General features: G+C 68.5%; 19 protein-coding genes. 15 read left to right on the forward strand and 4 right to left on the reverse strand.

What is annotated here, in order from left to right; translation table 11 throughout:
- From HMPREF0591_RS03125 to HMPREF0591_RS03135, 3 genes are all read right to left on the reverse strand, one after another.
- Positions 1-1,574, reverse strand: a 1,574-nt coding sequence (locus HMPREF0591_RS03125) for a glycosyltransferase family 87 protein (RefSeq protein ID WP_007166953.1), incomplete at its 3' end; no start/stop codon positions are given.
- Positions 1,571-4,063 (reverse strand): transglycosylase domain-containing protein, encoded by a 2,493-nt coding sequence (locus HMPREF0591_RS03130; RefSeq protein ID WP_040621006.1) that lies wholly within the window; start codon positions 4,061-4,063, stop codon positions 1,571-1,573. The genes HMPREF0591_RS03130 and HMPREF0591_RS03125, both read right to left, overlap by 4 nt.
- A 55-nt stretch (positions 4,064-4,118) precedes the next feature.
- The gene (locus HMPREF0591_RS03135; RefSeq protein ID WP_040621729.1) at positions 4,119-4,544 is read right to left on the reverse strand and encodes a DUF5318 family protein; all 426 of its coding nucleotides are present in this window, start codon (positions 4,542-4,544) and stop codon (positions 4,119-4,121) included.
- A gap of 121 nt (positions 4,545-4,665) precedes the next feature.
- On the opposite strand from HMPREF0591_RS03135, the gene HMPREF0591_RS03140 reads away from it, so the two are divergent.
- The 14 genes from HMPREF0591_RS03140 to HMPREF0591_RS03205 all read left to right on the forward strand — a co-directional run bounded on the left by HMPREF0591_RS03140 (position 4,666) and on the right by HMPREF0591_RS03205 (position 18,493).
- On the forward strand, positions 4,666-5,559 hold the full coding sequence (locus tag HMPREF0591_RS03140; RefSeq protein ID WP_007166956.1) for a DUF1707 SHOCT-like domain-containing protein: 894 nt from the start codon (positions 4,666-4,668) through the stop codon (positions 5,557-5,559).
- A gap of 148 nt (positions 5,560-5,707) precedes the next feature.
- Positions 5,708-6,244 (forward strand): PadR family transcriptional regulator, encoded by a 537-nt coding sequence (locus tag HMPREF0591_RS03145; protein ID WP_007166957.1) that lies wholly within the window; start codon positions 5,708-5,710, stop codon positions 6,242-6,244.
- 65 nt (positions 6,245-6,309) lie between these two features.
- Positions 6,310-7,416 carry an inositol-3-phosphate synthase gene (locus HMPREF0591_RS03150; protein ID WP_007166958.1) on the forward strand — a complete coding sequence of 369 codons (1,107 nt, stop codon included), beginning with the start codon at positions 6,310-6,312 and terminating at the stop codon, positions 7,414-7,416.
- A 196-nt stretch (positions 7,417-7,612) separates the two neighbouring features.
- On the forward strand, positions 7,613-8,740 hold the full coding sequence (locus HMPREF0591_RS03155; RefSeq protein WP_007166959.1) for an LLM class flavin-dependent oxidoreductase: 1,128 nt from the start codon (positions 7,613-7,615) through the stop codon (positions 8,738-8,740).
- Positions 8,737-9,906, forward strand: coding sequence for a sulfotransferase family protein (locus tag HMPREF0591_RS03160; protein ID WP_007166960.1), 1,170 nt, complete (start codon positions 8,737-8,739; stop codon positions 9,904-9,906). The genes HMPREF0591_RS03155 and HMPREF0591_RS03160 overlap by 4 nt, the downstream gene beginning before the upstream one ends.
- Before the next feature lies 1 nt (position 9,907).
- A complete protein-coding gene (locus HMPREF0591_RS03165) occupies positions 9,908-10,711 on the forward strand; it encodes a sugar phosphate isomerase/epimerase family protein (protein ID WP_007166961.1) in 804 nt (267 codons plus the stop codon).
- Between the two features lie 2 nt (positions 10,712-10,713).
- Positions 10,714-11,922 carry a DUF1214 domain-containing protein gene (locus HMPREF0591_RS03170; RefSeq protein ID WP_007166962.1) on the forward strand — a complete coding sequence of 403 codons (1,209 nt, stop codon included), beginning with the start codon at positions 10,714-10,716 and terminating at the stop codon, positions 11,920-11,922.
- A 46-nt stretch (positions 11,923-11,968) separates the two neighbouring features.
- Positions 11,969-12,877, forward strand: coding sequence for an alpha/beta fold hydrolase (locus HMPREF0591_RS03175; RefSeq protein WP_425270149.1), 909 nt, complete (start codon positions 11,969-11,971; stop codon positions 12,875-12,877).
- A 67-nt stretch (positions 12,878-12,944) separates the two neighbouring features.
- Entirely contained in the window at positions 12,945-13,730 is a 786-nt protein-coding gene (locus tag HMPREF0591_RS03180) for an LLM class F420-dependent oxidoreductase (RefSeq protein WP_040621009.1), read from the forward strand.
- Between the two features lie 105 nt (positions 13,731-13,835).
- On the forward strand, positions 13,836-14,573 hold the full coding sequence (locus HMPREF0591_RS03185) for a GntR family transcriptional regulator (protein ID WP_007166965.1): 738 nt from the start codon (positions 13,836-13,838) through the stop codon (positions 14,571-14,573).
- Between the two features lie 50 nt (positions 14,574-14,623).
- On the forward strand, positions 14,624-16,441 hold the full coding sequence (locus tag HMPREF0591_RS03190; RefSeq protein ID WP_007166966.1) for an ABC transporter substrate-binding protein/permease: 1,818 nt from the start codon (positions 14,624-14,626) through the stop codon (positions 16,439-16,441).
- Positions 16,438-17,187, forward strand: coding sequence for an amino acid ABC transporter ATP-binding protein (locus HMPREF0591_RS03195; RefSeq protein WP_007166967.1), 750 nt, complete (start codon positions 16,438-16,440; stop codon positions 17,185-17,187). Before HMPREF0591_RS03190 ends, HMPREF0591_RS03195 begins: the two co-directional genes overlap by 4 nt.
- 79 nt (positions 17,188-17,266) lie before the next feature.
- A complete protein-coding gene (locus HMPREF0591_RS03200) occupies positions 17,267-17,773 on the forward strand; it encodes a MarR family winged helix-turn-helix transcriptional regulator (RefSeq protein ID WP_007166968.1) in 507 nt (168 codons plus the stop codon).
- A 48-nt stretch (positions 17,774-17,821) separates the two neighbouring features.
- Positions 17,822-18,493, forward strand: coding sequence for an SDR family oxidoreductase (locus HMPREF0591_RS03205; RefSeq protein ID WP_007166969.1), 672 nt, complete (start codon positions 17,822-17,824; stop codon positions 18,491-18,493).
- 11 nt (positions 18,494-18,504) lie between these two features.
- Here the strand turns inward: HMPREF0591_RS03205 and leuS are convergent, their stop codons facing one another.
- A complete protein-coding gene (leuS, locus tag HMPREF0591_RS03210) occupies positions 18,505-21,417 on the reverse strand; it encodes a leucine--tRNA ligase (RefSeq protein WP_040621731.1) in 2,913 nt (970 codons plus the stop codon).
- A 178-nt stretch (positions 21,418-21,595) separates the two neighbouring features.
- On the opposite strand from leuS, the gene HMPREF0591_RS03215 reads away from it, so the two are divergent.
- Positions 21,596-22,528, forward strand: a 933-nt coding sequence (locus tag HMPREF0591_RS03215; protein ID WP_007166971.1) for an LpqN/LpqT family lipoprotein, incomplete at its 3' end; no start/stop codon positions are given.

A 22,528-nucleotide genomic window follows, 5' to 3' on the forward strand; every position in this document is an offset into this window, starting at 1 on the left:
CGCAGCCAGTCCGGCAGCCACCCCGGCGGGGCGTCGGGCGCGCGGTCGAAGGGGCCGCCCGACGGGTCGTCCACCCGGGCGCCCCAGCGGACCAGGTCCTCGTCGGGGCGGTAGATCTGGCGAATCACCAACGCACACAATGCAATGACGGCGGCGTCACGCACCAGCACCGTCGTGGTGAAGAACTGCTCGGGCAGCGACCGGTTCGGGTTGCCGTACAGGTAGTACATCCGCGGCACCCATACCGCGGCATCGACGGTCATCCACGCCAGCAGGATCCGGCGGTGCGGCAACGCCAGCACCGCCAACGGCACCAGCCACAGCGAGAACTGCGGGCTCCACACCTTGTTGGTCAGCAGGAAGACCGCCACGACCAGGAACAACAGCTGCGCCAGCCTTGGCCGCTGCGGAGCGGTCAGCACCACGTAAGCGATTGCCGCACAACCGATGACGAACAGGACCGTGACCACCGTGTTCAACACCGTCGGCGGCTCCCAGAACCCCAGCTTGGGGTCGAATCCGCGCCAGCCGGTGAAGGACTTCACGACGTTGTACACCGAGTCCATGTCGTCGCCCCGCCGGGTGTTGAGCCGGAAGAATTCCGACCACCCGCGCGGAAAGAGCACCAGCACGGGCAGGTTCACCAACAGCCAGGTCACCGCGGCCGTCCCCGCGGTGCGCGCCAGGGCGCGGAACCGTCCCGTCCGAATCGCCAGCACCACCATCGGCCCGAGGAACAGCAGCGGATACAGCTTGGCCGCGGCGCCCAGCCCGATCAGGACGCCGGCCGCCACCGGTTTGCGCCGGGCCCACGCCAGCAGCCCGGCCATCGCCAATCCCGTTGCCAGTGCGTCGAAATTGGTGAAGATCTGAAAGATCACCAATGGTGACGCGGCCACCAGGGCCGCATCCCAGACCCGGCGCCCCGCCAGCCCGGCGGTGGCCCAGATGGTGCCCAGCCAGGCCAGCGCCAGGCCGAACGCCGCGATGTTGAAGAACATCACCACCTCGGCGACCACCGGGAGCGGAGCGAGCTTGCTCAGCGCGGTGTAGGTCTTCGCCAACGCCATCGACACGTACTGATACATGCCGGTCAGCACCGGATACTCCATGTAGCGCACCGCGGGCCGGCCGTCGTAACGCGTCTGCGGGGTGCCGCTGCCGTCGGTCTCGACCCAGCTCGACTTGTACGGAAACCTCCCCTGGCTCAACAACTCCGCGCCGTAGAGCGGAACCGTATCGGAGTAACACAACTCGTAGTACGCGCGTTGGTTCTCCCAGTTGGCCACCCGCTGATCGCCGGTCCCGGTGCCGGTGCTCTGCAGGCAGGCCGCCTTCGTCGACCAGCCGAGCGCGAGGAACACCAGGCCGATCAAGAACATCACCCGTAGCGGGGTCATCAGCCGTGTCCGACCGATCAGCGCGTGCCTGCCGACCGGTCCCCCGACGACCTCCGCGAGCGCGGCACCCAGCGAGTCGGTGCGGCTCGGGCAGTCGCGATTGTCGACACAGCGCAAATCACCGGCCAGCGGCCCCGGGGAGATGGTGGCGCTGCGCTGCTCGGCGTCGGTCACGGCGGCGGTTGCGGCGGTGGAGCTTGCGGGCCGCCCGGCTCGGGGCCACCGGGGCCGCCGGGGCCGTTGCCGCCCGGCGCGTTGGTGATCGTGGTGGGCGGCCCGACCGGGATCGTGATGCCCGGCGCCACCTCGATGGTGGGCTGAATGACGGTCACCGACGGCGGCGGGGGCGGGGGCGGCGGCGCCGGGACACCCGCATACCCACCGATCTCGGTCGGCTTGGGGAAGGACTCTTTCGAGGTGCCCTTCAGCGCGCCGTCCATGGTGGACTTCCAGATGTCCGACGGCAGGCCCGAGCCGTAAACCGGCGCGCCCGAAGCGGTTACCAGCGGCACGTCGCCCTTCGCGGTGCCCACCCACACCGCCGTCGACAACGACGGCGTGTAGCCGACCATCCAGGCGTCCTTGTCGGCGTTGGTGTCGCCCAGCTGCGTGGTGCCCGTCTTCGCCGCCGACGGCCTACCGCCGGCCAGCGCGTGGCCGCGCGAGTAGCTGGCGATCGGCTCCATGGCCGCGGTGACGTTGTCGGCCACGGCCTTCGGGATCCGCTGCTCGCCGTTGTTGTCGGCATTGCTCGCGTCGAAAAGCACCTGGCCGTCCGAGTTGACCACCTTCTGCACGAAATGCGGCCGGTGGTAGACGCCGGAGGCGGCCAGCGTGGCGTAGGCCGACGCCATGTCGATCACCCGGGTCTGGTACTGCCCCAGCACGATCCCGTTGTTGGGCGGCCCGCCCTTGCCGTCCTCGGACAGCGTGTGGTCCACACCGGGGAAGCTGGTCGCGACGCCGGCCTGGTGCGCGGCGTCCGCGACGGCCTGCGGCCCGCCCTTGAGCTTGAGCATCAAGCGGTAATAGGAGGTGTTCAACGATTGCTTGAGCGCCTGGGCGATGTTGCAGGTGCCGCAGCTCTCGCCGTCGACGTTGGTGATCTTGATGCCGTCGACCGTCAGCGGCGAACTGTCGACCTGGTAGCCCAGGCCGATCCCCTGCTCGAGGGCGGCGACCAGGGCGAACACCTTGAACGACGAACCGGTTTGCAGCCCGGCCTGCGCGAAGTCGAAACCGTTGGCGTCCGCGCCGCCGTAGTAGGCGCGGATCGACCCGTCGTGCGGGTCGACCGACACCACGGCCGACCGCATGTCGGGGTCTTGCCCGTCAAGGTATTTCGACACCGCCTTCTCGGCCGCCTGCTGCGCCTTCGGGTCGATGGTGGTGGTGACCTGCAAGCCCTGGGTGTTCAGGGTCCGCTCGTCGATGTTGAACAGCTCCATCAACTCTTTGGTCACCTGACGCTCGATCAGCCCGTTGGGCCCCGTCGTCTGGTTCTCCGCGCGCGCCTGGTCGGGCGGCACGGTCTGGGGGAATTCCTGCGTCGCACGGTCGCTGGGTGAGAGCGCCTTGGTCTCCACCATGCCGTCGAGCACCCAGTTCCACCGGTCCCGGGCGCCCTTCGGATCGATGGCCGGGTCCAGGGCGGAGGGGCGCCGGATCAGCGCCGCCAGCAGTGCCCCCTCGGAGAGGGTGAGCTGCTCCACGGGCTTGTTGAAGTACGCCTTGGCGGCGGCGGAGATGCCGTACGCGCCGCGGCCGAAGTAGATGATGTTCAGGTAGGCCTGCAGCACATCGTCTTTCGACCACTCCCCCGACATCTTGGTGGCGATGACCAATTCCTTGGCCTTGCGCATCAGGCCGCTGAAGCCGTGCTGGGCTGAACCCACCAGCGCGTTCTTCACATATTGCTGGGTGATCGTCGACCCGCCCTGCAGGTCGCCGTTGCCGAAGAGGTTGTTGTCCACCGCCCGCGCGAACCCGGTGAAGTCGAACCCCGGGTTGGAGTAGAAATTGCGGTCCTCGGCGGCGATCACGGCCTGGCGCACGTGCACCGGCACCTGGCTGATGTTGACGTCCACCCGGTTGCCTTCGGGCGGGATGATCTTGGCGATCTCGGATCCGTCGCTCGCCAGGATGGTGGAGACCTGGTTGGTGCGCAGGTCGCCCGGCTTGGGGATGTCGACGATGAAGTACGCCATGGCAAACGTGACGATCGGGAGCAGCACCAGGACCGCCGCCGACAGATAGGCGGCGCGCCGCACCCACAACCAGTTGATCTGCTGGGTCCAGTGGACATCGCCCGTCGGTCCGGGTCCGGAGCCGTCGGGGCCGCCGGACCGACCCCGCGGTCCGGGTGGCGGCGGTGGCCCTTCCGGTGGGCGGCCTCCCCCGCCGGTCCGGTCGCGGCGCGGCGGCGTCCTGCTGTCCAGCGCGGCCTTGACCTCGTCGAGCGCGTCGCGCTGTAAGGGTCCCGACGGAGGGCTGTCCAGCGCGGCCTTGACTTCCTCGATGCTGGGGTCGGGCCGCCGGGGCGACCGGTCGTCGGCGACCGGCGGGAGGATGGTGGTCATCCGGTCATCGGGCGGAACCCCGCGACGCTGCCCGGGCGCCGGCGGCGCGCTACGCGGGCGCTCACCACTTCCCTGTTTGCCCACACCCTCAGTCGCCGGCCCATCCGCGTCGCTGGACGACTGGTTGTGGCGTCCGTCGTTATTCAATGGCCGTGCGCGCGCCGTTTCGCGCCGTCCGCGTGCCACGCGTGCCCTTGGGCGGGCGCGCCGCGCCGAGCACGTACGACTTGACCAGATGATTCCAGCTGCAGGTCCGGCACACCTCCACCACGTGGACGGCGAACTCCTCGAAGCGGGTGGCCAGCAGGACCAGTTCTTCGGCCGTGCGCGCCGATCCCGACACCGCACCCAGGTGTTCGCCGAACACCCACGACACCAGCGTCAGCTGCTCCTTGCGGCAGATGGGACACATGACCTGGCTCGGTTTCCCGTGAAACTTGGCGGCGCGCAGCAGATAAGGGTTCGCGTCGCACACCTCGGACACTCCCGTGCGGCCCGAGTACACCTCGGCCAGCAGTGCTCGCCGCCGGAGCGCGTAGTCCACCACTTGTCGCTGCAGTCGCACGCCCACCAGAGTACGTCGCCATCCCGGGCGCCGATACGCAACCAAAACCGTGGCGGCCCGAGCCGGCTAACCGGCCGGTGCTTTCTGTGCCGAACCGCGGCCGGACTCTACGATCATCCCCGTGGCGAAATGGCTCGGGACATCACTGGGCGGCGCGGCGACAACCAGCGGCGGGGCGGGCACGCGCGCCAAGGACATCAACCGGCAGGACGCCTGCAGGATCCTCGACAACGCGCTGAACGACGGCGAGCTCTCGATGGAGGAGCACCGGGAACGGGTCAGCGCGGCCACCAAGGCGGTCACCCTCGGCGACCTGCAGGCACTGGTGACCGATCTGCAGACCGACAGCACCGCGCTGCACCCGCCGTCCGCCGAGGCCCGTCCGGTCCCGGCGAGGCTGCGCGGCTGGGGGCCGCTCGCCGCCGCGTTCGTCGTGTCGGTGCTGCTGGGCGTGGGCATCGGCTGGGGCCTCTACGGCAACACCAGGTCGCCGCTGGACTTCACCACCGATCCTGGCGCGAAGCCCGACGGCGTCGCCCCCCTGGTCCTGACCCCGCCCACCCAGTTGCATTCGGTCGGCGGGCTCACCGGCCTGCTCGAGCAAACCCGCAAACGGTTCGGCGACACCGTGGGGTACCGGCTGGTCATCTACCCGACCTACGCGGTGCTCGACCGTCCGGATCCCTCCGACGACCGCCGCGTCCTGGCCTACACATACCGCGGCGGCTGGGGCGACCCGACCAGCTCGGCCAAGAGCTCCGCGGACGGACCCGCCCCCGTCGACCTGAGCAAGTTCGACGTCACCGCGACGGTCGGCATCATGCGCGGCGCCCCGCAGACGCTCCACATGAAGCCGTCGGACGTCAAAACCGAATACCTCAACATCGAGCCGGCCACCGACCCGACCACCCCGGGCGCTTTGTCGCTATCGCTCTATGTCTCCAGCGACTACGGTGGTGGCTACATCGTCTTCGCAGGTGACGGCACCGTCAAGCGGCTGAACTTGCCGTCCTAGCGACCGCCGGCCGCCGCCGCGATCGGTTTCCGCGCGCCCGGGCTAATAGCTGACAAACATCCGGTGGTGTTGTGGCGAATATATCGGGACGATACGATGACGCGAGGCGTCGAACCGTCGTAACCAACCGTGCAAAGGGGGTGATTCGATGCTCGAGCTCGCCATCCTCGGCCTGCTGATCGAATCGCCGATGCATGGGTACGAGTTGCGCAAGCGTCTCACCGGTCTCCTCGGGGCGTTCCGCGCGTTCTCGTACGGTTCGCTGTACCCGGCCCTCCGGCGGATGCAGGCCGAGGGTCTGATCGCCGAAAACGCCGCCCCGGCCGGGACGCCGGTTCGGCGGGCCCGGCGCGTCTACCAGCTAACCGACAAGGGCCGTCGGCGCTTCGGTGAGCTGGTGGCCGACACCGGCCCGCACAACTACACCGACGACGGCTTCGGGGTGCACCTGGCGTTCTTCAACCGGACGCCGGCGGAAGCGCGCATGCGCATCCTGGAAGGCCGTCGCCGTCAGGTCGAGGAGCGGCGGGAAGGCCTGCGCGAAGCGGTGGCGCGGGCCAGCAACTCGTTCGACCGGTACACCCGCCAACTTCACCAATTGGGGCTCGAGTCCAGTGAGCGCGAGGTGAAGTGGCTCAACGAGCTCATCGCTGCGGAGCGGGCCATGCCCGGCCTCTCCGAGTAGACGTAACACCCCTGCACGAATCCGATCAGCTGCGACACAAGGTTATGGAGTTAGGAGAACGCCCTATGAGTGAGCACCAGCCGCCGACGGCGGAAAAGGCGCAGACGGAGGTACGAGTCGCCATTGTCGGCGTCGGTAACTGCGCGTCTTCGCTGGTACAGGGCGTCGAGTACTACCAGAACGCCGACGAGAACAGCACCGTGCCCGGTCTGATGCACGTGAAGTTCGGCCAGTACCACGTGCGCGACGTCAAGTTCGTCGCCGCCTTCGACGTGGACGCCAAGAAGGTCGGCTTCGACCTGTCCGATGCGATCTTCGCCTCGGAGAACAACACGATCAAGATCGCCGACGTGCCGCCCACCAACGTGGTGGTGCAGCGGGGCCCGACGCTGGACGGCATCGGCAAGTACTACGCCGACACCATCGAGCTCTCGGACGTCGAGCCCGTCGACGTGGTGCAGGCGCTGAAAGAGGCCCAGGTCGACGTGTTGGTGTCCTACCTGCCCGTGGGCTCGGAGGAGGCCGACAAGTTCTACGCCCAGTGCGCCATCGACGCCGGCGTGGCGTTCGTCAACGCGCTGCCGGTGTTCATCGCCAGCGACCCGGTGTGGGCCAAGAAGTTCGCCGACGCCGGCGTGCCGATCGTCGGTGACGACATCAAGAGCCAGGTCGGCGCCACCATCACCCACCGCGTGATGGCCAAGCTGTTCGAGGACCGCGGCGTGCAGCTGGACCGCACCATGCAGCTCAACGTGGGCGGCAACATGGACTTCCTCAACATGCTCGAGCGCGAGCGCCTCGAGTCCAAGAAGATCTCCAAGACGCAGGCCGTCACCTCCAACCTGCAGCGCGAGTTCAAGACAAAGGACGTGCACATCGGCCCGTCCGACCACGTCGGCTGGCTCGACGACCGCAAGTGGGCGTACGTGCGGCTGGAGGGCCGCGCGTTCGGCGACGTGCCGCTGAACCTGGAGTACAAGCTCGAGGTGTGGGACTCGCCGAACTCGGCGGGTGTCATCATCGACGCGGTGCGGGCGGCCAAGATCGCCAAGGACCGCGGCATCGGCGGCCCGGTGATCCCGGCGTCGGCCTACCTGATGAAGAGCCCGCCGCAGCAGCTGCCCGACGACGTCGCGCGCACCCAGCTCGAAGAGTTCATCGTCGAGGCCTGACCCTTTCACCTTTCACCGGATGTGCGGTGAGGTCGCTTCGGTGACCTCACCGCACATTCGTCTCGCGGGGCTCTCTGTGTCACGCCAGCGTGACGCTCGGCGCCCGCAGCCACGCTGGCGTGACGCTCGGCGCCTGGCGGCCGCTCGAGCCGATTCGTCCCCACGACGCTGTGCGGGTGCTTAGCATCATCTCTCGATGACCGTTCAGCCCGCCGCGTTCCTGCGCACGACGCTCCCCCTCGACCTGTCCCGGCTCCAGGAGTTGGACGGCGGCCGGTACCACTCGATCTGGCTGCCCGACCACATGGTCAGCTTCTGGCCCGACTCGATCTGGACGCCCGAATTCACCGACCTGGCCACCGCCTCCCCGTCGCCGCACCGCCACCTCGACGGGCTGGCGGTCGCCGCGGCGGCCGCCGTGTTGACCGAGAACGTTCCGCTCGTCAGCGCGGTCGTCGACACCGTGCGCCGCCACCCCAGCATGCTGGCGCAGACGGCGCTGACGATCGACCACCTCGCAAAGGGGCGTTTCATCCTGGGGCTGGGCAGCGGCGAGAGCGAGAACACCCTGCCGTACGGCTTCGACTTCTCCCGGCCGGTCAGCCGCTTCGAGGAAGCGCTGACGGTGATCCGGCTGCTGTGGGACAGCGACGGCCCAGTCGACTTCGACGGCCGTTTCTACTCCCTGCGCCACGCCCGGCTGGACACCGAACCCTACGCGGGCCGGCCGCCGCAGATTTGGATCGGCGCCAGCGGCCCGCGCATGCTGGACATCGCCGGCCGGCACGCCGACGGGTGGTGGCCGGCCGGCGCCTGGACACCGGAGCACTACGCCGAGATGCTCGGCGTGGTAAGGGCTTCGGCGGAGCGCGCAGGTCGCGACCCGCTGGCGATCACACCCTGCTTCATCCAGGTCTGCCTGATCGGCGAAGACGACGACGCCCTGGCCGAGATCCTGCGGGCACCCCTGGTCAAGGCGTTCCTGCTGCAGGTGTCCGCGGAGACGTTGCGCGGCTTCGGCTTTGAACACCCGATGGGCGATCGATGGCGCGGGTTCCAGGACATCGACCCGGCCGTGCTCACCCGCGAGCGCATCATCGACTTCCTCGACAAGGCGCGGCCCGAGATGATCCTGGCGGTCGTGCCGCACGGCACACCGACGCAGGTCGCCAAGATCGTCAAGACGTATGTGGACGCCGGCCTGCGCGTGCCGAAGATTCTGGACTACGGCGCCATGGCCGGCCTGCGCTACGCGGAGGCGTCGGCGGCCAACGTCCGCACTGCCGAAGACGAGCTGATGCGGCTCTGCGGGGTGCCGGCGTGACGACCCGCCTGGACGCCGCCCGGCTGCTCGCCGACGCGCAGGAGGCGACCGGCCTCAGCGATTACGGCGATCCGACACTGCCGCAGCGCTTCACCGTCGCCGTCGACCACCTCAACGCCCTCGGCATGGACGCCGACGGCAATCGGCAAGCAGCGCAGGTGTGCCGATGGCTGCTGACGTCGCGGCTGGAATTCATCGAGGACCGCAACCGCCACCCCGTCGCCGACGAGGTGATCGAGGGGCCGATGTTCGTGACCGGCGAACCCCGTTCGGGCACAACGCTCATGCACGCCCTGATGTCCGTCGATCCACAGGCGCGGGCGCTGCGGTTCTGGGAGGTGATGTACCCGTCGCCGCCGCCGGGGCTGGCCGGGCCCGACGACGACCGCCGGGAGCGGGCCGACGCCGACTGGCGCGAGATCAACGCCAAGATGCCCAAGTGGCTGCGCAGCCACCCCTACAACGACATGCTGGGCGACGGCCTGCCCGAGGACGAGCGCACCTGGGCGTTCGACTTCCGCGTGATGACGCCGACCGCCTGGTGGCGCGTGCCGATGCAGTCGCTGGTCGGCGGCCTGGCCACCGACGCGGCGGCGCAATATCGGTTGCACAAGGCCATGCTGCAGCAGCTGCAATACCACCGGCCGCGGAAGCGCTGGGCACTCAAAGGATTTCACGGATTCCGGCTCAAAGAGCTCTTCGACACCTACCCCGACGCGCGCATGGTGTGGCTGCACCGCGACCCGGTACAGGTCGCCGCGTCACGCACCATGATGATGGCCGACATCGCCGAAGGCGTCGTCGGTCCGGTCGACCTGCACGCCGAGGCCAAGAAGCACCTCGAGATGACCCGCGCCAGCATCGCGAACACGATGAGCAATCCCCTGGTGGACGATCCGCGCATCCTGCACGTCCGCTACTCGGACTTCATCGCCGACCACATCGGCACCGTGCGGCGCTACTACGCGTTCTGCGGTCGCGAGCTGACCGGCCGGGCCGAATCGGTGATGCGCGCGTACCTGGCCAACAATCGCGGCGACCGCTACGGCAAGTTCACCTACTCGACCCGGCTGTTGACCGACATCGGCGAGGACCTCGACGCGCTGCACGCGGAATTCCGGCCGTTTCGGGAGCGATTCGGCGTCGCCATCGAGAACCGGCCGTGACGTGACCAGCGCACACAGACGGCTGTCCGTGCACGACGTCACCTTCTATGGCGACTCGCTCACCGAGATGGCAGCACATTGGGCCGCGCTCGGGGTGTCCCGCCTGAGCATCCTCGACAGCGAGCTGCTCGACCCGGGCTTCCCGATGCTGTTGCAGCGCAACGCCTATACCGTGGAGGCCGTCTATCACCTCTTCGCCGGCGGCGCGCTGTCCGGCGACGCACAGGCCGCCCACGACGCGCTGTGCACCGTGATCGACGCCGCGGCCGCCGCCGGTGCGCGCACCGTGTACCTGCTCACCGGCGGGCGCGGCGACCTCACCTGGGGGCAGGCCGCCGAACGGTTCTGCGCCATGGTCGCGCCCTGCGTGGCGCACGCCCGAGCGGCGGGGCCCGCGCTGGCCATCGAAAACGCCTCCAGCCTGTACGCCGACCTCCACATCGCCCATACGCTGCGCGACACGGTCACACTGGCCGAGATGGCCAACCTGAGTGTCTGCATTGACGTGTTCCACTGTTGGGCGGAGGGCGACTTCGACGCGATGCTGCAGCGGGCGCTGCCGCGCACCGCACTCATCCAGTTGAGCGACTACGTGCTCGGCGACCGCACATTGCCCGGCCGGGCGGTCCCCGGCGACGGCACGATTCCGATCGAGGCGATCGTCGCCCAAGCCCTCGCCGGCGGCTACCCGCACGGCTTCGACCTGGAACTGATCGGCCCCCGGCCCGACCGGGAGGGCCGCCGGGAATCCGCCCGCCGCGCATGCGACGCCGTGGGCGCCATCCTCGACAGGTTGGGGGCCTAGAGATGGCTTTCGGGGACGGTCCCGACGACGCAGCGCTGCAGTCCGCCTGGTCCGAATTCTGCGCGCGGCTGCAGCGGGCGGGCGAGCAGGCCTTCAAGCAGGCCAACCCCGCATCCGGGACCCATCGCGTCGACGCCTACCGGTTCCTCACCCAAAACCTCGGCCAAGCCTTCGATCTCGCGCTCGAAACCCACGACACCCGCTACCCGGCGCTGCACACCTTCTGCGGCCCCACCCGCAAGCTCGGTGGCGACTGCGCCGACTTCACCTACCAGCAGGCGTGGATCGACGGGCAATCGCCGTATCGCCTCAGCGGAACGCGCGGCACGGCAAGGTTTTTCAACATAGCGGTCCAGGGGCAGCGCGTCCCCGGACCCGGCGTACTGCACGAACCCTTCGGCGACACACCGGAAGCCAACCTGCTCGGCCATCAGCTCGACATCGGCGACGACGGCCAATTCGAGCTCTACATCGGCGGACCCGAGCGCGGACCGAACTGGCTGCCCACCACCGCCGGATCGCGCAAACTGTTCATCCGCCAGGGGTTCGACCGCTGGGACGAGCTACCGGCACAACTGCGCATCGAGCGAATCGACATGGACTCCCCCAAGCCGTTGCCGTCGCCCACCGAGATGGTCGCGGCGATGCGCTGGGCCGGTGATTTCGTCACCGGCCTGATGGCCGACTGGCCCGAATTCCCCTTCGCCTACGGCGGCGTCGACGACGAGCATCCGAACGCCTTCCCCCGCGTGGACGCGACCGACGCCGACGGCAAGCGCGGCCGCGCCGCCACCAACATGTACTGGGAACTGGCCGACGACGAGGCGCTGATCGTCGAATTCGAAGCCCACGACGGCCTGTGGATGCTGACCAACATGGGCGTGTTCTTCAACAGCATGGACTACCTGTACCGACCGGTGAGTTACACGCCGAGCCGCACCAAGATTGACACCGACGGCCGCGTCCGGCTCGTCCTGGCCCACCGCGACCCGGGCGTGCACAACTGGCTCGACACCCAGGGCTTCCGGCGCGGCAACCTGACCTACCGGCACATGCTCGAGGGCGAGCCCGCCACGCTGAGCACCCGGGTCGTCAAGCACGGTGAGGTGCTCGCCGCCCTGCCGGCGGACACCACCCTGGTGACTCCCGCGCAGCGCACCGCCGCGATGTGGGAGCGGTTCCACGGCATTCGCCGTCGCTACGTCCTCTAGACGGACGGCGGCTCCCCGGCGCTAGTGTCTGTAGATCGTGGCCGAAATCTCCGAAGAAGACCTGGACGGGTTGTCCGAATTCGCGCTGTTGGCCGAGAACGCCGAGCAAGCCGGCGTCACCGGCCCGCTGCCCGACGTGCGCCGCGTCGAGACGGGCACGGGGGCGAGCAAGATCAGCGCGCTGCGCTGGGGTGGTGCCACGGAACCGCGCGTCGTCTTCCTGCACGGCGGCGGGCAGAACGCGCACACCTGGGACACCGTCATCGTCGGCCTCGGCGAGCCCGCACTGGCCGTGGACCTTCCCGGGCACGGCCACTCGGGATGGCGCGAAGACGGCGACTACTCGCCGCAGATCAACGCCGACGCCCTGCTGCCGGCGGTGCGCGAGCACGCGCCCGGCGCCGACCTCGTCGTCGGCATGTCGCTGGGCGGCCTGACCGCGATACGGCTGGCCGCCGTGGCTCCCGAACTCGTCAACGAACTCGTCCTGATCGACGTCACCCCGTCGGCGCTGCAACGGCACTCGGAGATGACCAAGGAACAGCAGGGCACGGTCGCGTTGATGCACGGTGAACGCGAATTCCCCAGCTTCCAGGCCATGCTGGACCTGACGATCGCCGCCGCCCCGCACCGCGAAGTGAAGGCGCTGCGCCGCGGCGTCTTTCACAACTCGCGCCGGCTGGACAACGGCAACTGGACGTGGCGGTACGACGCCATCCGCAAGTTCCCCGACTTCGATGTCCTGTGGGACGACGTGGACAGGCTGTCCGCGCCGATCACCCTCATCCGCGGCGGCAAGTCGGGATTCGTCAGCGACGACGATGCGGCCGAACTCAGCCGTCGCACAAAGCATTTCCGCACCGCACACGTCGTGGAGAACTCCGGGCATTCAGTTCAAAGCGACCAGCCCCTCGCCCTCATCGACCTGCTGCGCGGGGTGCTCGGCACGCGGTGAGCCTACGGTGGTCCCATGAGCCGCGACAACGACGATGCAGAGCGCAGCGATGAGGAGGAGTGGCGCCATGACCTCTGATCTCCCCGTCCACATCGGCGTGCAACTGCAGCCCCAGCACGCGCCGGACTACCGCCAAATCCGTGACGCCGTGCGCCGCTGCGAGGACATCGGCGTCGACATCGCCTTCAACTGGGACCACTTCTTCCCTCTCTACGGCGACCCCGACGGCGCGCATTTCGAGTGCTGGACCATGCTCGGGGCCTGGGCCGAGCAGACCTCACGCATCCAGATCGGCGCGCTGGTCACCTGCAACTCCTACCGGAATCCCGAGTTGCTGGCCGACATGGCCCGAACCGTCGACCACATCAGCGACGGCCGGCTCGTGCTCGGGATCGGTTCGGGCTGGAAGCAGAAGGATTACGACGAGTACGGCTACGAATTCGGCACCGCGGGCAGCCGCCTGGACGACCTCGCGAGCGCGCTGCCCCGGATCACGTCCCGGCTGGCCAAACTCAACCCGCCGCCGACGCACGACATCCCGGTCCTCATCGGCGGCGGGGGTGAGCGCAAAACGCTGCGCCTGGTCGCCGAATACGCCGACATCTGGCACAGCTTCACCTCGGCCGACGAATTCCCGGCGAAGTCGGAAGTCCTGGCCCGGCACTGCGCCGACGTCGGGCGCGAGCCGGCCGGCATCGAACGCTCGGCCGCCGTGCCGAACCGCGGCGCGCTGGTCGACAACGCCGAAACCCTCGTCGGCCTGGGCGTCACGCTGCTGACCGTGGCGTGCGACGGTCCGGCTTACGACCTCGCCGCCGCGGAAGCGCTGTGCCGCTGGCGCGATGGTCGGTAACCGTCGCCGCCATTTATCGGCCAAACACCGGAAAGTACTAGCCCACTCGTGAGAAACTTCTCGCGCTAGCTGGCCGCACCGGGCTTGAAAGAGACTCAACGACGAATGCCGAAGAAATACGGGGTCAAAGAAAAGGACCTGGTTGTTTCGCACATCCTCCACCTCTTGCTGACGGGGAAGTTGCGCACCGGCGACCGTGTCGATCGCAATGAGATCGCGCTCGGGCTGGGAGTGAGCCGCGTCCCCATTCAAGAGGCGTTGGTCCAACTCGAACACGACGGCATTGTCTCCACCCGCTATCACCGGGGAGCGTTCGTCGAGCGGTTCGACGAAGCCACCGTCCTCGAGCACCACGAACTGGACGGCCTGCTCAACGGCATCGCTTCCGCGCGTGCGGCCACCAGTCCCACCCCGCGGATCCTCGGCCAACTCGACGCCCTCATGCGATCGCTGCGCACCGCCAAGGATTCGCGGGCCTTCTGCGACCTCGCCGACGAGTACCGGCGCACCATCAACGACGAATACGCCGGACCGCGGTTGCACGCCACCATCCGCGCCTCGCAAAACCTCGTCCCCCGGGTGTTCTGGCTGACTTATCAAGGCGGCCGCGACGAAATGCTGCCGTTCTACGAGGACGAGACCGCCGCGATCCATCGGCGCGATCCCGAGGCCGCCCGGGCCGCCTGCGTGGGTCGCTCCTACCTGATGGCGCAAACCATGCTCGCGGAACTGTCCAGGCGCAGGGTGTTCACCCCACCCGACGACATGACCCGCCTGGTGCCCGGACCGCTCGAGGTACTCGCCGACGCGGAAACCGTCGACGTGGAGCCGCTGGCGATCTAGGTCGGGCGCTCACCCGACGAGGCCCCCGGCCGGTCGATACGGTGGCAGGGATGAATGTGCGCGTAAACGGGCGCACCCAGCGCCGCGGGAGGCTGTTCGGACTGGCCGCGACGACGGTGTTGGTGTGCGGCATGGCATTAGGCGGGCTGGCCGCGCCCGCGGCCGCCGACTGGAACCAGTGCGCGCCGGCCGGTTTGGACAGCGCCCGCGCGTTGCCCAAGGATCTGACCGAGAGCCGCCCCACTCCGCAAGAAGACCGGGACACCACGAGTTCCGTCGAACCACTCACGTCGGTCGACACCGGCGCTCTGGGCCTTGGCACACCGGGAGTGCTCACGGTGGGCACGCTGTCGGACGCCCCGCCCAACATCTGCATCAACCCGACCGGCGAGTTCAGCGGCTTCGACAACCTGCTGCTGCGCGCCATCGCCGACAAGTTGCACCTGCAACTGCGCTTCGTCAGCACCGACTTCTCCGCACTGCTGGCGCAGGTGGCCTCCCGGCGCTTCGACGTCGGCTCGGCGTCGGTGAAAGCCACCGACCAGCGCCGCCGCACCGTCTCGTTCACCAACGGCTACGACTTCGGCTTCTACTCCCTGGTGGTGCCCCCCGGCTCACCGATCCACAACTTCGGCGAGCTGGCCGCCGGCCAGCGCATCGGCGTGGTCCAGGGCACCGTCGAGGAGTCCTACGTCGTCGACACCCTGCATTTGCAGCCGGTGAAGTACCCGGGCTTCACCACCCTGTACGCCAGCCTCAAGACGCGGCAGATCGATGCGTGGGTGGCGCCCGGAACCCTTGCCTCGACCGTCATTCGGCCGGGCGACCCCGCCGTGACCGTCGCGAACACCTTCAGCCCAGGCAATTTCGTGGCTTACGCGGTGGCCAAGGAGAACCAGCCGCTGATCGACGCGCTGAACTCCGGCCTGGACGCGGTCATCGCCGACGGCACCTGGGCCAAGCTGTACTGCCAGTGGGTGCCGCGCACGCTGCCGCCCGGGTGGAAACCGGGGTCGAAAGCCGCGCCCGCCCCCACCCTGCCGGACTTCGCCGCGATCGCCGCGAGCCAGCATCGCGCGGCCGCTGGTCCTTCCGCGCCGAAGTCGACCCTCGCCCGGCTGCGCGACTCGTTCTTCGACTGGGAGATGTACCGGCGCGCCATCCCCGTTCTGTTGACGACGGGGCTGCCGAACACGTTGATCCTGACCAACAGCGCCATCGTGATCGGCCTGGCGCTGGGGATGGTGCTGGCCATGGCGGGCATCTCGAACCGGCGTTGGCTGCGCTGGCCGGCGCGGGTGTACACCGATATCTTCCGCGGCCTCCCCGAAGTGGTCATCATCCTGCTCATCGGCATGGGCGTCGGCCCACTGGTCGGCGGATTGACGAACAAGAATCCCTACCCGTTGGGAATCGCGGCGTTGGGGTTGATGGCCGCCGCCTACATCGGCGAAATCCTGCGCTCGGGAATTCAAAGCGTCGACCCCGGCCAGTTGGAGGCCTCCCGCGCGCTCGGATTCAGCTATCCGACCGCGATGCGGCTGGTGGTGGTGCCGCAAGGAATACGGCGGGTGCTGCCCGCGCTGGTGAATCAGTTCATCGGGTTGTTGAAGGCCTCCGCTTTGGTGTACTTTCTGGGCCTCATCGCCGAACAGCGAGAGCTCTTCCAAGTCGGCCGGGATTTGAACGCCCAGACCGGGAGCCTGTCGCCGCTGGTGGCCGCAGGCCTCTTCTATCTCATCTTGACCATCCCGCTGACGCATTTGGTCAACTACATCGACGCGCGCCTGCGCCGCGGGCGCCGTACCGCTGACCCGGACGACGGTTCCGACATGCTCGCGACGACGTTCGGCCAGGAGATCACGTGAGCGAACCCGTGGCTGGCCGGCAGTCCGTCTCGTTGGCCGCCAGGAACATTCATCAGACGCTGGGCGGAAACAAGGTGCTGCGCGGCGTCGACTTCGAGGCTCCGGCGGGTACCACCGTCGCCGTCATCGGGCCGTCCGGCTCGGGCAAGTCGACGCTGCTGCGCACCTTGAACCGGTTGCACGAACCCGATAGCGGCGACATCCTGCTGGACGGCCGGTCGGTGTTGCGCGACGATCCCAACGAGCTGCGCCAACGGATCGGCATGGTGTTTCAACATTTCAACCTGTTCCCGCACCTGAGCGTGCTGAAAAACGTGGCGATGGCGCCACGCAAGTTGCGGCGCCTGCCCGCCGACGAGGCGCGCGACCTGGCGCTGGCGCAATTGGACCGAGTTGGGCTGAGACACAAGGCCGATGCGCGGCCCGGGATGCTATCCGGCGGCCAGCAACAACGCGTCGCCATCGCCCGCGCGCTGGCCATGGCCCCGCAGGTGATGTTCTTCGACGAGGCCACCTCGGCTCTGGATCCCGAAATGGTCAAGGGAATTCTGCAACTCATTGCCGATCTCGGCGCCGACGGCATGACGATGATCGTCGTCACCCACGAAATGGGCTTTGCCCGCTCGGCATCCGACACCGTTGTTTTCATGGATCGCGGCAAGGTCGTGGAATCCGGGCCTCCAGAGCAGATTTTCGAAGCCCCGCAGACCGAGCGTTTACAGCGATTTCTGTCTCAAGTGCTTTGACCGCCCCACTGCCATTCACTACTCGCCAGTAGGCGCAGCTATCTTGTCCGCGCCTGATATCACGTTAGACTCCCCGTTTATGGCGGACAGCGAATCCACCTCGGCCGACGTGACCGAGCTTGCGGAAGGGTTGCACCGTGCGCTGTCCAAATTGTTTTCGATTCTGCGTCGCGGGGACCCGAGCGGCACCGCGGCCGCGGGCGAGCTGACCCTCGCGCAGCTGTCGATCCTCGTCACCCTGCTGGATCAGGGGCCGATTCGGATGACCGACCTGGCGGCCCACGAACGCGTGCGGACGCCCACCACCACCGTGGCGATCCGCCGGCTGGAAAAGCTGGGTCTGGTGAAACGGTCGCGCGACCCGTCCGACCTGCGGGCGGTGCTCGTCGACATCACCCCGCGCGGGCGTGCCGTTCACGGTGAGTCGCTGGCCAACCGGCGCGCTTCCCTGGCGGCGATGCTCAGCCAGCTCCCCGCGTCCGACCTCAGCACCCTGATGCAGGCGCTGGCGCCGCTGGAGCGGCTGGCCTCCGGAGAACCGGCTTCCGGCCCCGCGGGCGAGCCCCCGGCATGCAAAGAGGCGTGAAACCGACGCATCTGCAACGCCTTTCGCAACGCACGTAGACTGCGGTACATGCCCACTGCACTCATCACCGGCGCCGGCGGCGGCATTGGCTCCGCGATCGCCACGGCGCTGGCCCCCACCCATACCGTGCTGCTGGCCGGCCGGCCTTCGGACCGCCTCGACGCCGTCGCCGAACGGCTCGGTTCGACGACCTTCCCCCTGGACCTGACCGACTCGGGTGACATCGAGGCCGCCTGCGAGATCGTGGACGAACTCGACGTCCTGGTGCACAACGCCGGGGTGTCGATTCCGGGCCACGTCGCGGAGTCGAACGTCGACGAGTGGCGTACCACCTTCGCCGTCAATGTGTTTGGGCCGGTTGAACTTACGCTGGCGCTGCTGCCGGCGCTGCGGCGCGCTCATGGTCAGGTGGTGTTCATCAACTCCGGTTCGGGCCGCAACGTTTCCCCCGGCACGGCGTCCTACTCGGCCAGCAAGTTCGCGTTGCGCGCCTTCGCGGACTCGTTGCGCGCCGACGAACCGGATCTTCGGGTGACAACCGTGTACCCCGGGCGCACCGACAGCCAGATGCAGCGCGAACTCGTCGCGTTCGAGGGCGGCACGTATGACCCCGCCAAGTTCCTCAAACCGGAAACCGTCGCCACCGCGGTCGCCAATGTGGTGGCCACGCCGCCGGACGGGCACGTCCACGAGGTGGTGTTGCGGCCCACGGGTCGCTGACTGGGCTACCGCTACACCACCAGGTTGACCAGCCGGCCGGGCACCACGATCACCTTGCGCGGGTTGGCGCCCGCCAGGAAGGCCTGCACCTTTTCGTCCGATAACGCCGCGGCCTTGAGGGTGTCCTGGTCGGCGTCGGCGGCCACCACCACCCGCCCACGCACCTTGCCGTTGACCTGGACCGGGTATTCGACGCTGTCGTCGACCAGGTAGGCCGGGTCGGCGTGCGGGAACGGGCCGTGCGCCAGCGACGTGGTGTGACCCAGCCGCAGCCACAACTCCTCGGCCATGTGCGGGGCCAGCGGGGCCAGCATCAACACCAGTGGCTCGACCGCCGCGCGCGGCACGGCGTCGCGATGCTCCTTGGTGAGGTGGTTGGTGTATTCGATCAACTTGGCCGCCGCGGTGTTATTCCGCAGCGCGGCATAGTCTTCGGAGACCCCCGCGACAGTGCGGTGCAGCGCGCGCAGGGTCGCGGTGTCGAGCCCGCGTTCCTCGGCCACGTCGATCACCCGTGTCTTGCCGGTCTGCTCGTCGACGACCAGCCGCCAGACCCGCTGCAGAAAACGATGCGCGCCGACGACATCCTTGGTCGCCCAAGGCCGGGAGGCCTCCAGCGGACCCATCGACATCTCGTACACCCGCAGCGTGTCCGCGCCGTACTCGTCGCAGATCTCGTCCGGTGAAATCGAATTCTTCAGGCTCTTACCGATTTTGCCGAATTCCTGGAAGACTTCGATCTCGCCGCCGGGACTCGGGTAGTAAAAGCGGCCGCCGCGTTCGACCACGTCGTCGGCCGGGACGTACGACCCGCGCGAGTCGGTGTAGGCGAAGGCCTGGATGTAGCCCTGGTTGACCAGCCGGCGGTACGGCTCCCGCGAGCTGACATGGCCGAGGTCGTAGAGGACCTTGTGCCAGAACCGCGCGTACAACAGGTGCAGCACCGCGTGTTCGGCGCCACCGACGTACAGGTCGACACCACCGGGATCCTGGGGGCCGTGCTCGGCGGGCCGCGGGCCCATCCAATAGGCCTCGTTCTCCTTGGCACACAGCCGTTCCGAGTTGTGTGGGTCGGTGTAGCGCAGTTCGTACCAGGAGCTGCCCGCCCACTGCGGCATCACGTTGGTGTCGCGGGTGTACGGCCGCAGGCCGTCGCCGAGGTCCAGTTCGACGTGTACCCAGTCGGTCGCCTTGGCCAGCGGCGGCGACGGCTCGCTGTCCGCGTCGTCGGGGTCGAAGAGCACCGGCGAATAGTCGGGCACGTCGGGCAGTTCGACCGGCAGCGCGGCCTCGTCGAGCGCGTGTGCGCGCCCGTCGCTGTCGTAGACGATCGGGAACGGCTCACCCCAGTAGCGCTGCCGCGCGAAAAGCCAGTCCCGCAGCTTGAACTCGATCCGCGCCTTGCCGCGGCCCTCCGCCTCCAAACGGGCGGTGATCGCGTCCTTTGCCGCCGAGACATCCATACCGTCGAGATAGCCGGAGTTGACCAGCACCCCGTCACCGGGGTATGCGCCCTGCGAGATGTCGCCGCCGGCAATCACTTCCACGATCGGCAGGCCGAGCTCATGGGCGAAGTCCCAGTCGCGCTGGTCGTGACCCGGAACCGCCATGATCGCGCCGGTGCCGTACCCCGCCAAGACGTAGTCGGCGATGAAGATCGGCACCGGCTTGCCGTTGGCGGGGTTGGTGGCGTAGCTGCCGAGAAAGACGCCGGTCTTCTCCCTGCTCTCCTGACGCTCGAGATCCGACTTGGCCGCGATCGCCCGCCGGTAGGCCGCGACCGCCTCACCCGGAGTGCCGGCGCCGTAGGTCCACCGCGGGTCGGTACCGTCCGGCCAGCCCGCCGCGACCAGCCCGTCGACCAGGTCGTGCTCGGGGGCCAGCACCAGGTAGGTGGCGCCGAACAGGGTATCGGGCCGCGTGGTGAACACCTCGATGTCGACCGTCGCGCCGCTGGCGGTGCCGGCCGAGAACAGCGCCCTGGTCCCGGTCGAACGGCCGATCCAGTTGCGCTGCATGGTTTTGACCGGTTCCGGCCAGTCCAGCAGCTCCAGGTCGTCGAGCAGCCGATCGGCGTAGGCGGTGATCCGCATCATCCACTGCCGCAACCGTTTCCGAAACACGGGAAAGTTGCCGCGGTCGCTGCGCCCGTCGGCGGTGACCTCTTCGTTGGCCAGCACCGTGCCCAGCCCCGGGCACCAGTTCACCATCGAGTCCGCGCGATAGACCAGTCGGTGACCGTCGATCACGTCGGCCCGCTCCCCCGCCGACAATGTCGCCCAGTCACGGCCGTCCTCCAGGCGCCTTACCGCGGAGTCGAATTCGGCGACCAACTCGGCGATCGGCCGGGCCTTGCCGGCGGCGGTGTCGAACCAGGCGTTGTAGATCTGCAGGAAAATCCACTGCGTCCACTTGTAGAACTCGACGTCGGTGGTCGAGAAGCTGCGGCGGCTGTCGTGCCCGAGACCCAGCCGGCCCAGCTGGCGCCGGAAGTTCACGACGTTGGCCTCGGTGCGGGTCCGCGGATGCGTTCCCGTTTGCACGGCGTATTGCTCGGCGGGCAGCCCGAAGGAGTCGAAACCCAACGCGTGCAGGACGTTATGTCCGGTCATCCGGAAATACCGGGCGTACACGTCGGTGGCGATGTAGCCCAGCGGGTGGCCGACATGCAGCCCCTCGCCCGAGGGATAGGGGAACATGTCCTGCACGAACAACTTGTCGGCGGGAACCGGGGTGCCATCCGTCGGCGCCAACGAGCCGACCGGGTTGGGCACGTTGAACGTGCCGAGCTTCGCCCAGTTCTCCTGCCAGGTGCTCTCGATACGGCCCGCCAGCGCCGCCGTGTAGCGATACGTCGGCGCGTCGGAGTCGGCCTGAACGGCACCGTGGTCGCTGTCGGCGGCGGTGGTCGGGGATTCGGTCACCTGAACAGGGTATAAGGGCGCCCCCGGGCCGGCCGCCGGCCACAGGATGGTCTCGGTTCCGTTGCGCACCGATCAGAGGTTCATCCCAGCTCTATTTCGGCCCTGTTCACCGCCTTTGACCTGTAGTTACAGTCGGCCTCTAACTGCTGGCAGTGCGCCACTGGAAGGACCGACGCAGATGATCGAGATCGTCCCCGCCCACCGTGCGCTCCTCGGGGGATTGGTCGCCGGCCTGATCGGCATGGCGGTTGTCACGGGCGCGCAGGCATCGGCGGACCCATTGCTTCCCGCGCCATCGCCCGTCCCCGCCATCCCGGCGCCCGCGCCGCAGAACGTCACCGCCGCGCCGGGGCAGGCTCCCACCAACAGGCTGCTCGCCGCCCCGCCCGCGTCGAATCCCGTTGTGTCACCGACGGCTCCGGGCGCTGCCGCCCCCGCCGCGGTCGCGCCTGTCACGCCGGTGACCCCCGCGGTCACGCCCGCCACCTCGGGGACGATCCGGGAATACCTGGAGTCGAAGGGGGTCAAGCTCGAGGCGCAAAAGCCGCAGGGGCTCAAGGCGCTCGACATCACCTTGCCGGTGCCGGCTCGCTGGACTCAGGTGCCCGACCCCAACGTGCCCGACGCGTTCGCGGTCATCGCCGACCGGCAGGGCAGCAGCATCTACAGCTCGAATGCCCAGGTGGTGGTGTACAAGCTGGTCGGCGATTTCGACCCCCGCGAGGCGATCAGCCATGGCTATGTCGACAGCCAGAAGCTGCTGGCCTGGCAACCCACCAACGCCTCGATGGCCGACTTCGGTGGTTTCCCGTCGTCGATCGTTGAGGGCACGTACCGCGACGGCGACATAACGCTGAACACCTCGCGCCGCCACGTCATCGCCACCTCCGGGCACGACAACTACCTGGTGTCGCTCGCGGTGACCACCGATCGGGCGGTGGCCGTGGCCGACGCACCGGCCACCGACGCCATCATCAACGGCTTCCGCGTCACCGTGCCCGGGGCCCCGGTTCAGGCCCCCGCGCAAACCCCCGCGGCCTCGCCGGTCGGCCTCCCCGCGCCGGCTGCCCCGGCCGCGCAGCCGCCGGTCACCCCCCCGGTCGGGCAGCTA

Origin of the sequence: Mycobacterium parascrofulaceum ATCC BAA-614, assembly GCF_000164135.1 — a bacterium.
Classification (GTDB): Bacteria; Actinomycetota; Actinomycetes; order Mycobacteriales; family Mycobacteriaceae; genus Mycobacterium; species Mycobacterium parascrofulaceum.